Source organism: Pseudarthrobacter sp. SORGH_AS 212 (assembly GCF_030818145.1).
Taxonomy (GTDB): domain Bacteria; phylum Actinomycetota; class Actinomycetes; order Actinomycetales; family Micrococcaceae; genus Arthrobacter.
Map to the genome: position 1 here is coordinate 1,291,092 of NZ_JAUTAA010000001.1, position 14,539 is coordinate 1,305,630.

The 14,539-nt window shown below is 65.1% G+C and carries 10 protein-coding genes and 1 tRNA gene; 2 read left to right on the forward strand and 9 right to left on the reverse strand.

The window, feature by feature from the left end; translation table 11 throughout:
• Positions 1–77: 77 nt before the first annotated feature.
• Both QE394_RS05860 and QE394_RS05865 read right to left on the reverse strand, forming a co-directional pair.
• Positions 78–1,100: a zinc-binding alcohol dehydrogenase gene (locus QE394_RS05860; RefSeq protein ID WP_349034032.1), complete on the reverse strand. Its 1,023-nt coding sequence runs from the start codon at positions 1,098–1,100 to the stop codon at positions 78–80.
• A 194-nt stretch (positions 1,101–1,294) separates the two neighbouring features.
• A complete protein-coding gene (locus tag QE394_RS05865; protein WP_349035377.1) occupies positions 1,295–2,992 on the reverse strand; it encodes an HNH endonuclease in 1,698 nt (565 codons plus the stop codon).
• Positions 2,993–3,166: 174 nt separating this feature from the next.
• Between QE394_RS05865 and QE394_RS05870 the strand changes: the two genes are divergently transcribed.
• Positions 3,167–3,256 (forward strand) — tRNA-Ser (locus tag QE394_RS05870).
• Between the two features lie 111 nt (positions 3,257–3,367).
• Here QE394_RS05870 and QE394_RS05875 read toward each other — a convergent pair.
• Both QE394_RS05875 and QE394_RS05880 read right to left on the reverse strand, forming a co-directional pair.
• Positions 3,368–3,787: a hypothetical protein gene (locus tag QE394_RS05875; protein ID WP_349034033.1), complete on the reverse strand. Its 420-nt coding sequence runs from the start codon at positions 3,785–3,787 to the stop codon at positions 3,368–3,370.
• A gap of 1,100 nt (positions 3,788–4,887) precedes the next feature.
• Positions 4,888–5,631 (reverse strand): hypothetical protein, encoded by a 744-nt coding sequence (locus QE394_RS05880; RefSeq protein ID WP_349034034.1) that lies wholly within the window; start codon positions 5,629–5,631, stop codon positions 4,888–4,890.
• 279 nt (positions 5,632–5,910) lie between these two features.
• Between QE394_RS05880 and QE394_RS05885 the strand changes: the two genes are divergently transcribed.
• Positions 5,911–6,240, forward strand: coding sequence for a hypothetical protein (locus QE394_RS05885; protein ID WP_349034035.1), 330 nt, complete (start codon positions 5,911–5,913; stop codon positions 6,238–6,240).
• 81 nt (positions 6,241–6,321) lie between these two features.
• Here QE394_RS05885 and QE394_RS05890 read toward each other — a convergent pair whose 3' ends face one another.
• From QE394_RS05890 to uxaC, 5 genes are all read right to left on the reverse strand, one after another.
• The gene (locus QE394_RS05890; RefSeq protein ID WP_349034036.1) at positions 6,322–8,601 is read right to left on the reverse strand and encodes a gluconokinase, GntK/IdnK-type; all 2,280 of its coding nucleotides are present in this window, start codon (positions 8,599–8,601) and stop codon (positions 6,322–6,324) included.
• A gap of 10 nt (positions 8,602–8,611) precedes the next feature.
• Positions 8,612–9,841, reverse strand: a complete 1,230-nt coding sequence (gene manD / locus QE394_RS05895) for a D-mannonate dehydratase ManD (RefSeq protein WP_056076642.1) — start codon at positions 9,839–9,841, stop codon at positions 8,612–8,614.
• Positions 9,842–9,950: 109 nt separating this feature from the next.
• Positions 9,951–11,360 carry a glucuronide transporter gene (uidB, locus tag QE394_RS05900; protein ID WP_349034037.1) on the reverse strand — a complete coding sequence of 470 codons (1,410 nt, stop codon included), beginning with the start codon at positions 11,358–11,360 and terminating at the stop codon, positions 9,951–9,953.
• Between the two features lie 267 nt (positions 11,361–11,627).
• A complete protein-coding gene (locus QE394_RS05905; RefSeq protein ID WP_349035378.1) occupies positions 11,628–13,007 on the reverse strand; it encodes a mannitol dehydrogenase family protein in 1,380 nt (459 codons plus the stop codon).
• A gap of 89 nt (positions 13,008–13,096) precedes the next feature.
• On the reverse strand, positions 13,097–14,521 hold the full coding sequence (gene uxaC / locus QE394_RS05910; protein ID WP_056076646.1) for a glucuronate isomerase: 1,425 nt from the start codon (positions 14,519–14,521) through the stop codon (positions 13,097–13,099).
• Positions 14,522–14,539 lie beyond the last annotated feature (18 nt).

A 14,539-nucleotide genomic window follows, 5' to 3' on the forward strand; every position in this document is an offset into this window, starting at 1 on the left:
TACCTCTGGCTCTGTTTGGTGGAGTCGGTCTGGTGTGGTTAATCAGTGGGCGTGGCGTGTACCGGCTGCCGGGTTGTTCAGGCCGGTCTTCCGGGCTGGCGGGCAACGTCCTGCGGGTATTCGATGACGTGGCAGAGGGCTTCAAGGCTTCCATCGGACAGGCCCTGGACCACCTCCGGGAGGTCCTCGAAGGCCGACTGTCCGGTGAGGAACGCGTCGAATACAGGGTCGGCGAGCAGCGAGACGGCCAGGTCGAGGCGGTCGGCGTTGGTCCGGCGGTGCCGGCGGGACCGGGCCACCATGCCCACCTGGCTTGCCCTGATTGAGAGCCTCCGGGCGTGGAAGTCCTCCCCCAGGGGCACGGTGACCTTCCGGTCGGCGTACCAGGACATTTCGATGACGTCCCCGTCGTCGCCCACAAGCTGGAGGCTGCGTTCGAGGCCTGCCTGGGAAGCGGAGCAATGGATCACGATGTCGCAATCGTCAAGGGCGTCCTCGGGGCTCGTGAACCCGACGCCGATGGTGTCTGCCAGCTTCTTCCGTCCCGGATCCACGTCAACGAGTTGAAGACGCTGAAGCGGGAAGGTGCGCAGCAGGGTGGCCACCATCCCGCCCACCAGGCCCGCCCCGACGACGGCGACGCGGTCCCCCAGCTTCGGTTCGGCCTCCCACAGGGCATTGATGGCCGTTTCCACCGTTCCAGTGAGCACGGCTCGCTGTGACGGGACGCCGTCCGGGATTCTCGTGAGGGCGGCCACCGGAACAACGTACCGGTCCTGGTGCGGGCTGAGGCAGAAAACGCGCTGTCCCTTCCACTCGGCCGGGCCTTCCTCCACGACGCCGACCGACAGGTAGCCGAACTTCACCGGGCCGGGGAAATCGCCCTCCTGGTGCGGGGCACGCATCTCATCGGCAACCCTGGGCGGCACCGCGCCCCGGTGGACCACCATCTCGGTGCCCCGGCTGATACCGGAGTACAGCGCGCGGACCACGGCTTCGTCCGGCCCTGGAGCCGGCAAGTCCTCGGACCGGAGTTCGCCCTGTTCCTTCGCGGTGGTCCAGTAGGCGGTGGCGCGGTGCGGCAATTCTGAATTAGTCATCTTGCTGTCGAATCTATCGGGACGGGCGTTCGGGAGGAAGGTCCGCCGGCGGGTGTCGCCATTTCAGCGGGTCCACGTCTGCGGGTTACGGGCAACCGGGAGAGGTCTGCTGGCGCTATTTCAACGTGCTGGCTTAGACGTCGGCACGGAAGCGTGCGCAGCATCAGATTTCTTACAGCTTTCAGCCCTGGCGGTCATGTGAGCGAGAGATCGTGTAGCCGGTGTTCCTGTTGCGGATCAGCGGGCAGCTCGAAGGGAGCCGCGTAGAACGCCTCCCAGAGGGGATCATCCGGGGAGAGATCGTCGGGGACGATACGGTCCTCGCAAGCGAATTCTTCGTCCAGTAATTCGTCATCCGGTGGGTCGGCAAGGAGATAGTCGGGGCAGACCGCAACGCCGGCAAGGATCCTTTGTTCCAGAGAGCCTGTCATGTGCAACGCGTCAGGGAGTCCGGGTGGCCAGTGTGGTTGTTGTGGGTCGGGATGTTGGGCCGGGTAGTGGCGGCCGGTGGGGGAGGTCCAGCCGGGTGGTTCAGTCCCGGTTGCTGGTGTGGGGGTCCAGCCGCTGTTGTGTTTGAGGCGGTGATGTTTGGGGCAGAGTTGTGCCAGGTTGCTGACCCCGGTTGTCCCGTGGTGCTGCCAGGCGGTGAGGTGGTCGGTGTCGTTGTCTGTGCTGGGGTTGGTGCAGCCGGGGAAGGTGCAGTGCCCGTCGCGCATCCTGATCCAGCGTTTCATCGCCTCCGTCAGCCGGTAACTGGTCCTACCGATCTCCAAGGGCGCACCGTCGCGGGGATCGACGAGGACCCGGTAAAACGAGGTCGCCCCGTCGGCGACGAGTTTCCGTGCCATGGCCGCCGGGATGGGCCCGTACCCGTCGAGGTCTGCCGGTTCGTCAGTGCTGCCCAACATTGTAAATATCGGAATGGTGACCAGCACGTCGGCTTTCGGCGCGGGGATCTTGCTGAGGTCAACGAAGTATGGGTCGGTCCCGTTGCCACTGGCACCGGGAAGACTATCGGCCCCGGATGCGCTGCCAGATCCTTCGCCACCGTCCAACCGGCCTGTGGCAGCGGCCCCGGTATGGGCGCTCAAGAGGAGCGCTGCTGCAGTGTCCGGCCGCAACTGGGTGAGGGTGCGGGTTTCGCCGGGGCCTTGGAGGCCGCGGGCGATCGCAGTGGTCTTGTTCCAGATGGCGCAGGCGGTGTCCCCCGGCAGGATCAGGGTAATCGATGCCATCCCATCGGCGCCGGGGCGGTATTCCATCCGCCGCTCCGCCACACACCTGACGTGCCGTTCCTGGACGGACGCGGGGTAGGTGCGTTCGCGCCAGGTCCTGACTTTCCTGCGGAACAGGTGCGCCACGAGGTCACCGGGCGCAGACCCCCGGGCCGGGTTGGGGGCGTCCGGGTCGAAGAAATGCGCCACCAACGCCTCAGCACCTTCGGTGGCAAGGCAGTCCGCTTCGTCGGCGACGATCACCGCGTGCCGCCACGACATCAACCCAGAAGCCAGTGCACCGGCAACAAGGGGCATCGCACAGACTTTCCGGGACTGGCTGATGAATGCTGCCGCTGCGCCAGGGCTGAGCGTCAGGACCCCGGCGAGCTCCGCGGTCGTGGACATCTCCACGAACGCCCGCTCGGAGTCTGTGGCGTCCGGCGGCGTCATCGCCTCCTGAAACTCGGCGAACTCAGTGGCGTCCGCTGCCATTCCGGCCGCGGCCTGGGCTTCCAACTGCTTCCAGAAAGCCAGCCGCCGCAGCCGCAGCTCAGACTTCCGCTCCAACACATCAACTGCTTCACGGGCCACTGCTTCAGGGTCAGCCCGGTCCAGCTCCTCATCAATCAGGAACAGCGCGTCGAGGCTGGCGACGGAGGCCCAAAGACCCTCCATCACCGCTGTCTCCTCGACCGGAGAAGCCGCCGCGTTTCCCATAAAAGAATTCTCGCGCGAGGGTCTGACATTCACAGTGCACCCGTTGGACCACCGATTACAGCCTCTGGCATCGTGCGCCAAGGTGTTGTCGTTTTGGGGATGTGCGCCTTGCTCCGGTACCCTATTGAGGTTGGTGACGTGTCCGAGCGGCCGAAGGTGCAACACTCGAAATGTTGTTTGGTGTAAAAGCCAACGTGGGTTCAAATCCCACCGTCACCGCCACTTAGAAGGCCCCCTGCTTCCATTGCATGAAGGAAGCAGGGGGCCTTTTGCGTTAACGGACCTGCGAATGAGTACGCAGCCCGGGGACTAGTTGAAGCACAGGCCCCACAATTACTTGAGTTTGACCAGGAACTGGTTGTAGTCGGCGGCGTTGAAGTTCGCGACGATCATGCTTGACGAGTTCGCGTGCTCGACGGGCATCTGCAGGACCACTTTGTCGGTTACAGAGAAGCCCTTCTCCGCAGGGGGCGCAGTCGTCGCGCCCTTGGGGAGGGTGGATACGTTGTTGAATGTGGTCCCGTATTCGTCGTCAGTACCGAAGGTGCCGTCCCAGTTCTTGTTCACCACCGAGAACTGCGTTCCACCTTTCTCAGGCGTTGCACCGTTGTACTTCCATGTTGCCGTGAACGTCACCCAGGTGTTGCCCGGATCCGGCGCCACCTTGGAGGCAATGCTGTCCATGGCTTTGATCTCCGCGTTCGCATCGAGATTGACGCTGTCGATGACCAGGGACCAGTCGCCGTCGGTCATTTCTTCACCGATACTGTATGGGTTTGCCAGCGTCCCTTCCTTCTCGCCCTTCGGCCACACCGGTTCAGGCGTTGGGGCGGCTGCAGGCGCTGTGGCCGAGTCGGCTGCTGGCGTTTCCTTGGCGGGGGACGCGCACGCGGAAAACGTTAGCAGGGCTGCCAAGGCGAGTGCACCGCCTGCGAAAGTGCGGTGGGAAAAAGTCGAGCGGATTATCTTTAAACGTTGCATGGTATTTACACTATTCGATCTACAAACCGTCCGGGGTCACCACTCCACCTGCGCGGGGAGTATCTAGACACAGGCCGATCCAACCCCTGACGATCGAGGCGGCGATTGCCTGCCGACCCAGCATCAAACAACGTCGATGATCCCGCACATCACGGAACCTGGTTGGTTGTATCCTGCCGAAACCCAGAAACGTTCGACGGCGGCCGCCCACCTGGCATATCCACCTCCGGCAGGCGAAGGAAAAACTCAGCCCCAAACGCATAAGAATTTCATTTGACCACTCGAGGATCCTGCACTGATGGGAGTTCATGCCAGATTACTTTGGTTACTACCCTTGAGAACCATCCGAGGCTGAACTCGTCTTCAGTGCCGGGTACGAAGGATTCCGCAACCTGGTCCCGACTAGCAAAAGACGTGTCACGCTCGTCCGAAATAATCTGACACTAGATTCTTTCAATCTCAACTGTGTTGAGAACGGGCATAAGCACACAAAAGGCATTGGCGCCGAACAGTCTTCCCTGAGCCGTCGTTCGTGGTTGTCATTCCATCCCCTATTCAGATCACCAGCCACTCGCCTGCGGCCGCTGGAGGTCCATTCCTATGTGAGGTTTCCAACGGCGGCGGACGTGATCCGACCGGCAGCGTCGCGGGTGAATGCCGCTGCCCCGCGTAAGGGGGTGGCCACCCGACTTAGACCTCCACAGGACCGATCGGAGGTATGCCAATAAACGAGGTATCCCTCGCAGCCGTCATCCTCGCCTCGGCCGTGCGGCCGTTACAGTTGCCACAAGGTCGCGGATCCCAGGCTACAGCCCGACAGCTGCTTCAGCGCGGTTGGCGCATGCAGTGCGGCTCGTCCATTTAGCAGACGTCTAGTACGTTGTGAGGCGCGTGCCCCTGGCATCATTGCCCGTGAGCAACTCACGGCCGGACGGCTGCAATGCAGGGGTCTTGAAGAAATCAGAAAGCGCGGCTTCGACAGCCGGGAGATCCTGGACCAACCGCGAGGGCATAAAGCCCTTTACGTCCCCCATCGGAACCTCTATGGAGTTATCCGCCGATTGGTCAGTCCGCACCAGAACTGCCCATGACACATCCTTCGAGACATCCGGATTTCGATGGCACACCAAGCCCTTGCCCGCGCTTCCGGCCACCTCAAACCGTGCTGAACCAAGTGCGACGGACAGGTGCGCGTTCGCGTCCCCATCCAACGCCCGCAGCGCAGCAGTGGCCTCGTCCCGGGCCTCCGCCTCAGAAGTGAATTCCTCGCCGGCCACTTCCCACGCAGCTTCTACGGTTCTTGCAGCGCGTGCTTTCGGTTTCGTCGAGACCATCCGCCACGCCGTTCCCAGGTTGGTTCCGGCGACGAAGGATCCAATCCAAGCAATACCCGCGGAGCCGACCGTGTCAGCATTCACAAACAGAACCACGCAAACTGCCAGCGCCCCGAATAAGCACAGCAGTGACACCCACACATGACGCGAGCCGAAGCGGAAGAGCCAGACCCCTAGCCCGGCGCCGGCCCCCAAGGCCGCGAACGCCTGCCATGGGGCTGCAAGGCGCCCGAAGAGAACGAAGGCAAGCGTCGCACATAAGACGACGACACCAAAAGCCAAGTAGCTCATCCCCGACTCGCGCTTACGAGACCGTCCACTTTTCGTGTTAATCGTTCCAAACTGCACTTACCAACCCAACCCGTCTTTGATAAAGTCGCCACCCCAGCCCACAGCGACACCGCCGGCCGATCCTCCCCATAGGCCCATCGTATTGTTCTGTCTGATGTTTAGGGCTCCTGAGATTGTTCGCGGCGCGAAGTACGGGCCACACGGAAAGCCGTCCAGGATCCGGCCGTCAAAGGCACCGCCTACCCCGTCCAGCGCCTGCAGGGCGTGGAGGTGCGCACCCCCGCCCGCGTGGTAACACCCAGCCCGCTGCCCATCACCCTGGTGCCCGTGTGGGCCAGCGGCGCCGACGAACTGAATCCGCTCTACGTCAGCCCCGCCTCGGGTAAGCCGTCACAGATGTTCGAGGCCGTAACAGGCGGTGAACGGGGGCTGCGCTTCTCCGATGCCTGCGGCGGGGCACTCGCTGTGGACAGCTCCGGGCTCACCGTCACGGCGCTGCAAATCTCGCCGGAGTGCACGGTACGGGCCAGCGTAGGAAACTTCACCGACCTGCAGTCGCGGGGGTTCAGCATCACCTCCCGCGAAAACTCGGGCGGGTAAACCGCCCGGTGAGCGCTCCCCCAACAAAAGCGCCGGACGCAGGGGATCTCCCCGCGCCCGGCGCCCTGAGCCCGGCGGCTGTTACAGCCGGGTGTCGAAGGAATCGCAGAAAACGTTCTCGTTGAACGTGCCCTGGAATTCAGACTTGCCCTGGATCTTCGCCACGGCAGCCCGGATGGCCTCACGCGAGCCGGCGTGCGCGTGGATGGCGGTCTTCACCATCGGCACGTCAATCAGGTGGTTCGGCTGGTTCAGCGAGACAAACACCGTGGGGACCTCCGTGGCGTACCACGGAATCTCGGCCGCCATCGGTGAGGACCACTTGATCCGGATGGCTGCCTCCTGCGCGAAGCCCTTGACGTTGGCGAACACAAATGCGGCGTCGTACCTGTCTGCATAGTCCGCGGTGGCCTCTTCCGCCAGGACGGACATGAAGTTCACGCCGGTCTCCCCCGCGGCCTCACGCTGCTCGGCAGTGCGGAAAAGGTCCACCTCGAAGCCCGCCGCAACAAGCTCTTCCTTCACCGTTTCCAGGTATGCCAGCGGATCGGCGCGGGTGAAATCGGCCCCGCCGGAGATGCCGTAGAGCCGGATCCGCGGATGGGTTTCGGGCGTGATCGGCAGGTTTCCGGCGGTGTCCTTGACCAGGGTGACGGTCTTGTCTGCCACCTCGGCCGCAATGGCACGGTGCGCGTCCGATCCGATCACTGACAGCGCTGCGGGCGGCGGGACCAGTTCGTCCAGGGACTTCCGGTGCAGCCCCAGGGAGGCCTTCAGCCCAAGGATCCGCCGCAGCGCGTCCTGCAGCCGCTGTTCGGTGATGACGCCGGACTTGTAGCCGTCCAGCATGAACTGGAAGTCCTCCGCCGGGTTGCGGAAGAACAGGAACATGTCGCAGCCGGCCGCGATGGTTGCCGGTACCAGGTCCTTGCGCTTCTGCGCCTGCGTGAGGCCCACCATGAGCGAGGCATCAGTGAGCACCAGGCCGTTGAAGCCGAGCTCACCACGCAGCAGGTCCTGCAGCAGTTCCGGCGCCAGCGTCGCGGGCAGGATGTCGGCGTCGGACAGCCCCGGACGGAAGTGCCGGGAAACCTCCGGTGCGCCGATGTGGCCCACCATGATGGACTGCACGCCATGGCCGATCATCTCGCGGTACACATGCCCGTACGTCCGGTCCCACTCCTCGTAGGAGAACGTGTTGTAGGACGTGACCACGTGCTGGTCGCGCTCATCCACGCCGTCGCCCGGGAAGTGCTTCATGGCGCAGACGGTGGCAGACTCGCTGATGCCGTCGAAGTACTCCTTGGCGCGTTCCACCACGACCTCCGGGGTGTTGCCGAACGAGCGCGTGGAGATGACCGTGTTCCGCCAGTTGTAGTGGATGTCCACGATCGGCGCGAACGCCCAGTTGCAGCCGAGCGCCGCAGTCTCGACGCCGGCCACCTGGCCCATCTGGCGGGCAATGTCCTTGTCCGGGTGTGAGCCTGCCTGCAGGTGCGTGGAAACGAACGTGCCGTCGTCGCAACTTCCCGCCCCGCCCATTTCCGGGTTGGAGGCGATCAGCAGCGGCACGCGCGACTTCGACTGCGCGTACCGGATGTGCTCCTGCACGGCGGCGGACGGCCCCGGGCGGTACCGCATGCCGCCCACGTGGTAGTTCTCCAGGACGCCGTCGAGGTACTCGGGCGAGTAACCGTTGTTGTGGTTGATGAAGAGCTGCCCGATCTTTTCCTCGAGCGTCATGGAACTGATGGTTTCTTCCACCCAGGACACCGCACCGCCGTCGAGATTGAACGGGGCGGCGGAAAGGTCGACGTCGAACTGCCGCGGCCGGGTGCCTGCGCTACCGGAGGCAGGACGTACGAAGGCGACAATGCTGGCGAGTGCCGACGCCACCACCTCGTCAACGGGCGCGGAGATGTCCACGACGAACCCGGCTTCGTCTGCTTCCAGCGGTTCGAGAGTGGCGAGCTGGGAGTCCAGCAGCGTGGTGGGCATGAAATGCCCGGAGCGGCCTTCGAGCCGGCGGGCGAGGACGTCCTTGCTGCCGTGCAGGTGCAGGAACACTGTGTCCGGAGCTTGCTCGCGGATGGCGTCGCGGTAGCTGCGGCGCAGTGCGGAGCAGGCCAGGACCAGTCCCCCGTCGCCGGCGTTGGCCAGCTCGGAACCGACAGTGGCGAGCCAGGGCCAGCGGTCGTCGTCGGTGAGCGGGGTGCCCGCGGCCATTTTGGCGACGTTCTCCACGGGGTGGAGCGAGTCGCCGTCGAGGAACGGGACGCCGAGCTCGCGGGCCACGAGGTCGCCGATGGTGGTCTTTCCGCAGCCGGAAACACCCATGACAATGATGCGGTGCTTGGTCATAGCTTCTGCCTCACCAGTCATGCACGGTGCCGTCAACCAGGCGGTTGTACGGCAGGTAGGCCTGCTGGTACGGGAACGCCGCGGCGGCTTCCTCGTTGAACTCGACGCCGATGCCCGGCTCGTCGCCCGGGTGCAGGTAGCCGTCCTTGAAGGTCATGGACTGGTGGAAGACCTCGTTGGTCTTGTCCGAGTGCTGCATGTACTCCTGGATGCCGTAGTTGTGGATGGCGAGGCCCACGTGCAGCTGCGCGGCGAAGCCCACGGGAGAGATATCGGTGGGGCCGTGGAAGCCGGACTTGATCTGGTACTGGGCGGCGAAGTCCATGACCTTCTTCAGCGGGGAGATGCCGCCGAAGTGGGTGGATGCTGCCCGGACGTAGTCGATCAGCTGTTCCTTGATGATGGTCTGGTAGTCGTACACGGTGTTGAAGATTTCACCGATGGCCAGCGGGGTGGTGGTGTGCTGGCGGACCAGGCGCAGGGCCTCCTGGTTCTCGGCAGGCGTGCAGTCCTCAAGCCAGAACAGGTCGTACGGTTCCAGCGCCTTGCCAAGCTTCGCGGCCTGGATGGGCGTCATCCGGTGGTGGCCGTCGTGCAGCAGCGGGATCTCCGGGCCGAACTCGTTCCGGACGGCCTCGAAAACACTGGGCAGGTGGCGCAGGTACGCGCGGGTGTCCCAGTCCTCCTCCACGGGGAACGCGCCGCGGCCGGCGGGTTCGTAGTCGTACCGTTCACCCGAGGCCTGCGCCTGGGCAGCCACGCCGTACACGGCCTTGATGCCCGGGACGGCGGTCTGGATGCGGATGGATTTGTAGCCCAGCTCCAGGTGCTCACGAACGGAGTCAAACAGGGACGGGATGTCCGCACCTGAGGCGTGGCCGTAAGCACGCAGGCCGTTGCGGGACGCACCACCCAGGAGCTGGTAGACCGGCATCCCGGCCACCTTGCCCTTGATGTCCCACAAGGCCATGTCGACGGCGGCAATGGCCGCCATGGTGACGGGGCCCCGGCGCCAGTAGGAGGACCGGTACAGGAACTGCCAAGTGTCCTCGATGCGGTGCGGGTCCTTGCCGATCAGCAGCTGGGCGACGTGCTCCTTCAGGTACGCGGCGACGGCAAGTTCACGGCCGTTCAGGGTGGCGTCACCAATGCCGGTCACACCGTCCTCGGTGGTGATCCGGAGCGTGACGAAGTTACGCGACGGGCTGGTAACGAACACTTCGGCGGCAATGATTTTCACAGCTGGTCCTTTCGAGCGGGGCTGGCCTGCGGGGCGGGTCTGGAAGGCCGGGGTTGATGGGCCGGGTTTGGCGAACTGGTACTGGTGGGCTGCTGCCCCTATGGCGGGGCTAGCTCTTGTGCGCTGCGGGTGACGGTGCGGGAGGGGCCGCAGACTGTTGGACGGAGCCGGCATAAGATGTGCCTTCTGGCTCCGCACGCCGTGCCGTGATGTCCCGGAGGATGCCTGCGTGCGTGTCGTCGGTGAGCGTGTAGCGGGACATCACCAGCACGGCCAGGAGGGTGAGGACGGCAGGGATTGCGCCTGCGGCCACCTGGATTCCGAACGCGGCCTCGGCAGTTTGCGCAGCCCCGGATTTGTAGCCACCCAGGGCCAGGGCGTAGGCCGCCAGGGCACCGCCTACCGCCTGTCCGGTCTTGCGGGTGAAGGAGAAGAGCGCGTAGGTGATGCCCTCGGTGCGGACACCGGTCTTCCATTCGCCGTATTCCACGGTGTCCGCTTCAAGGGCCCACACCACGATGTTGACGGCCATGACGCCCACCAGGCTGACCACGAGCCCGCCAAAGCCGATCCAGGTCTGGCTGGCAGGTGCGAGGAAGATGATGATTCCGCCAACAATGGTGACAACCGAGGCGTAGATGTAGACATTCTTCTTGCCGATGGTGCGGACCAGCCGCGGCATGATGGCCGCCAGCACGAAGGTGAGAACCAGCTGCACGATGGAAAGGACGGGGTACAGGTCCAGCCGGCCCAGCACGTCCCGCAGGTAGTACAGCTGGACCGAGGTCAGGGCCAGGTAGCCGGAGAGGAACAGGAAGGAGCTCAGGCACAGCATCAACAGCGGCTTGTTGCCCTTCAGGGTGTCCACGCTCTGCTTGAAGGACACGTTCGGCACCGAACGGTGGACCCGCTCCTTGGCCGTGAAAACGGTGAAGAAGTACAGGGCGGCACCAATCACCACGAACGCGAGGGTGATGCCGGTAAAGGTCGCCTGCAGGTTGGCTCCGGGCTTGATCAGCGGGGCTACGAAGATGCCCAGGGACGAGCCCACCAGTGCAGCGCCGATCATGCGGGCGGAACCGAGCTTGGCCCGCTCCCCCGGATCCTGCGTCATGGCACCGGCCAACGAACCGTAAGGGATGTTCACCAGGCTGTAGGCCAGGCCCAAAGCGGCGTAGGTGACGTAGGCGTAGAGGAGGGTGCCGGTTTCGCCGATCTGGGGCACGGAGAACGTGGCCACGCTGAGCAGGAGCAGCGGGATGGAACCGAACATGATGAACGGACGGAACTTGCCGAACCGCTTACTGAAGGTCCTGTCGACAATCCGTCCGGCGAAGACGTCCGCGAAGGCATCGAAGATCCTGACGGCCAACAGGAGCGTTCCTGCGGCTGCCGCCGAAATCCCTGCAACATCCGTGTAGTAGACCAGCAGGAACATGGTGGCAGTGGTGAATGCCAGGTTATTGGCGGCATCGCCGGCGCCATAGCCGACGATGCTGAGCCTGTTCAGCTTCTTCACGAGGGGCTCCTTTACCCACTGCCGCGAGGCAGCACATTGATTAAGTCTGGTTGTAATCCTAGTCACTTGGCAAGACAATGGCAAGCGGTTGCCATGGGTTTTTGCACCGCAGAATTATGTTGCGCACGGCGGTGGCAGGACCCAGTGCGCATCACGGAAACGACGCCGGCCCGCGCACGCAAAACTGCCCGGACGCACGGGGGCGTCCGGGCAGTTCCGTAGGGCAGGCGGCGCGGCCGCCGGGCCAACGGGCAAGCCGAAGGAGACCTACTCCCCCTGGCGGGCGAAGGTTCCCGCGAGTCCGGCCACGAGTTCCACCACGGCGCCATCATGCGAGAGCGGGACGCTCAGCAGTGCCAGCAGTGCTTGTACCCGGTCCGCTCCAGCCAACGCACAGGCGGCTGCGATGTCATCTGACAGCGGGTCCTGTACAGTCCGGCCGTCGGCGGTTGCAGCGACGCAGAAAGCAACCCACGCCGCGATCATGGCGGCCGCGCCCTCACCGGACCTCCCGCCGTCGCGCTCAGCCATCAGGACGGGAACGGCGCGCATCCGCAGCTTGGTGCTGCCGTCCATGGCGATCTGGGTGAGGTGGTGCGCAATCCGCGCATTGCGGAACCGCGCCAGGAGCTGCTCCCGGTAGGCCGGAATCTGGAGGTCGGCACCGTGGGCTGCCGCGCCCGAGAGGTTGGCCTCCGCTTCGTTCCAGAAACGTTCGACGGCGGCCAGGCACACCGGGTCTGCCAGGGCTTCGGCAACCGTTGCGTGCCCGCGGAGCTGGCCGGCATAGGCCAGCAGCGAATGGGCGCCGTTCAGCAGCCAGAGCTTGCGGTTCTCGTACGGTTCGATCTCGTCGACGAAGACGGCCCCGGCGTCCTCCCAGCGCGGGCGTCCCGCCGGGAAGTCACCGCTGAGGACCCAGTTGCGGAACGGCTCGGCCACCACCGGCGAGTTATCGATGTAGCCGCACGCGGCTGTGACGGATTCGACGTCGGCATCGGTGGTCCGGGGGGTAATGCGGTCCACGGAGGTGCTGACGAAGCTGATGTATTCCACGATCCAGGCAGCGAGCTCCGGATCCCAGGCCTCCGCCATGCCCACTACCGCGGTGCGGGCCACGGTGCCGTTGTTGGAGAGATTGTCGCAGCAGACGACGGCGAGCGGTCCGGCGCCGGCAGCCTTGCGGGCGGCGAGTGCCCGGACCAGGCGGCCCACCGGAGTGGCCGGCCGGCCGGCGGGCCCGGCTGCGAGTTCCTGGAGGTCTGCGGCGACGCCCGGGGCTTTCCGGTCCAGCTGGCCGTCGGCACCGAGTCCATAGGCGGCCTCGGTGATGGTCAGCGTGACGACGGCGGTGCCGGCGGCGGCGATCAGCGCGGTGAGGCGGCCGGCGTCGGCCCCGTTCACCGCTTCGACGATGCTGCCAACGACCTCGAGGGTGTCACCGGAGTCCCCCCGCTCGACCACCGTGTACAGGCCATCCTGCTGTGACAGGGCCTCCGCCGCGTCCGGGCGGCGTCCGGTGAACGCTGCGATCCCCCACTCGGCGGCATCCCCGGCGTGCTGCGTGTACCAGGCCTGGTGCGAACGGTGGAAGGCGCCAAGCCCCAGGTGGACGATCCGGACAGGTGCCTTGGGCGCGGGCCGCAAGGCCCGGCTGAGCTGCGGGACGGCAGGTGCCGCGGCCCCGCGATGGGTAGCGCCGGCGTCGGACGGTCCGGCGGCAGTCTTTTCGATAGTCACAGCTTGAAGACCCTTCGTGGGGAGCCGTCAACGATGTCGACGATGAGCTCGTGGGCGCGCTCCTCAGTGACCCGATGCTCGGCCACCAGGCGGGCCAGGAAGGAGGCCTCGATCCGGCGCGAGGCGTCATGCCGGGCGGGAATGGAGCAGAAGGCGCGCGTGTCATCGATGAAACCGGACGAGCGGGAGAACCCGGCCGTCTCGGTGACGGCGGAGCGGAAGCGGAGCATGGCGTCCGGGGCATCGAGGAACCACCACGGTGCGCCCAGGAACACTGACGGATAGAACCCGGCCAGGGGCGCCAGTTCCCGGGAGAAGACCGTCTCGTCCATGGTGAACAGCACCAGGTGGAAGTCCTTGGCAGTGCCGAAATCCTGCAGCAGCGGCCGGACCGCCTCGGTGTAGTCGATGGCGAAGGGGATGTCATGGCCGCTGTCCGCGCCAAATTTACCGAACGTTGGATCGTGGTGGTTGCGGAAGGAGCCGGGGTGGATGGTCATCACCAGGCCGTCCTCCACGGACATCCGGGCCATCTGGTACATCATGTGCGCTTCGAAGTCTTCGCGGTCCTGCGCCGTGGCGTTGCCGGAGCGGGCAACGTCGAACAGGCGGGACGCTTCGGAATCGCTGAGCTTGAGGGTGCGCGGCGTGCGGACGCCGTGGTCCGCGGAGACGGCGCCGTTGTCCACGAAGTAGCGGCGGCGGTTCTCGAGGGCGGTGATGTATGCGCCGTAGCCTGTGCCGCCGTCACCCGCTGCGGCGATGAGGCGCTCCACGTTGTCCTGCCACTGCGGGTGCGCGATGTTCAGGTACTGGTCCGGGCGGAACGTGGGCAGGACGCGGCCGTGGAAGGACGGATCCGCGGCGATTGCCTGGTGGCTGGACAGGGTGTCCAGCGGGTCATCAGTGGTGGCGAGCACCTCGATGTTGAAGTCCTTGAAAAGCTCGCGGGGCCGGAAGCCGGGTTCCTGGAGGCGGGCGGAGATGGCGTCGTAGCTGGAATCCGGGTCACCGGCGTCCGGTTCTTCCTGGAGGCCGAAAACGCTCTGGAACTGCGTACGCAGCCAGTAGCCGGAGGCAGTGCCCTCGAACAGTGGCCAGGCCTTGCAGAACTCGCGCCATACGGTGCGGGCATCCGGAACCGCACTGGGGTCGCCCTGGGCACCCGACTGGGGCCGCAACAGGTCCTGGTCAACACCGCTGGCGTGGATCAGGCGCGTGACGTAGTGGTCCGGGCTGACCAGCAGCGCTGCAGGGTCAGGAAAGGCGGTGTTGTGCTCGATGACGGCGGCGTCAACGTGGCCGTGGGGGGAAATGATGGGCAGGTCCTGGACGCGTTCCAGCAGGCCGCGGGCGATGCTCCGCGTTCCGGGGTCAGCGGGCAGGAGCCGGTCGGGGTGGGAAGCAATGGACTGTGACATAGATCAATGATCGTTTTG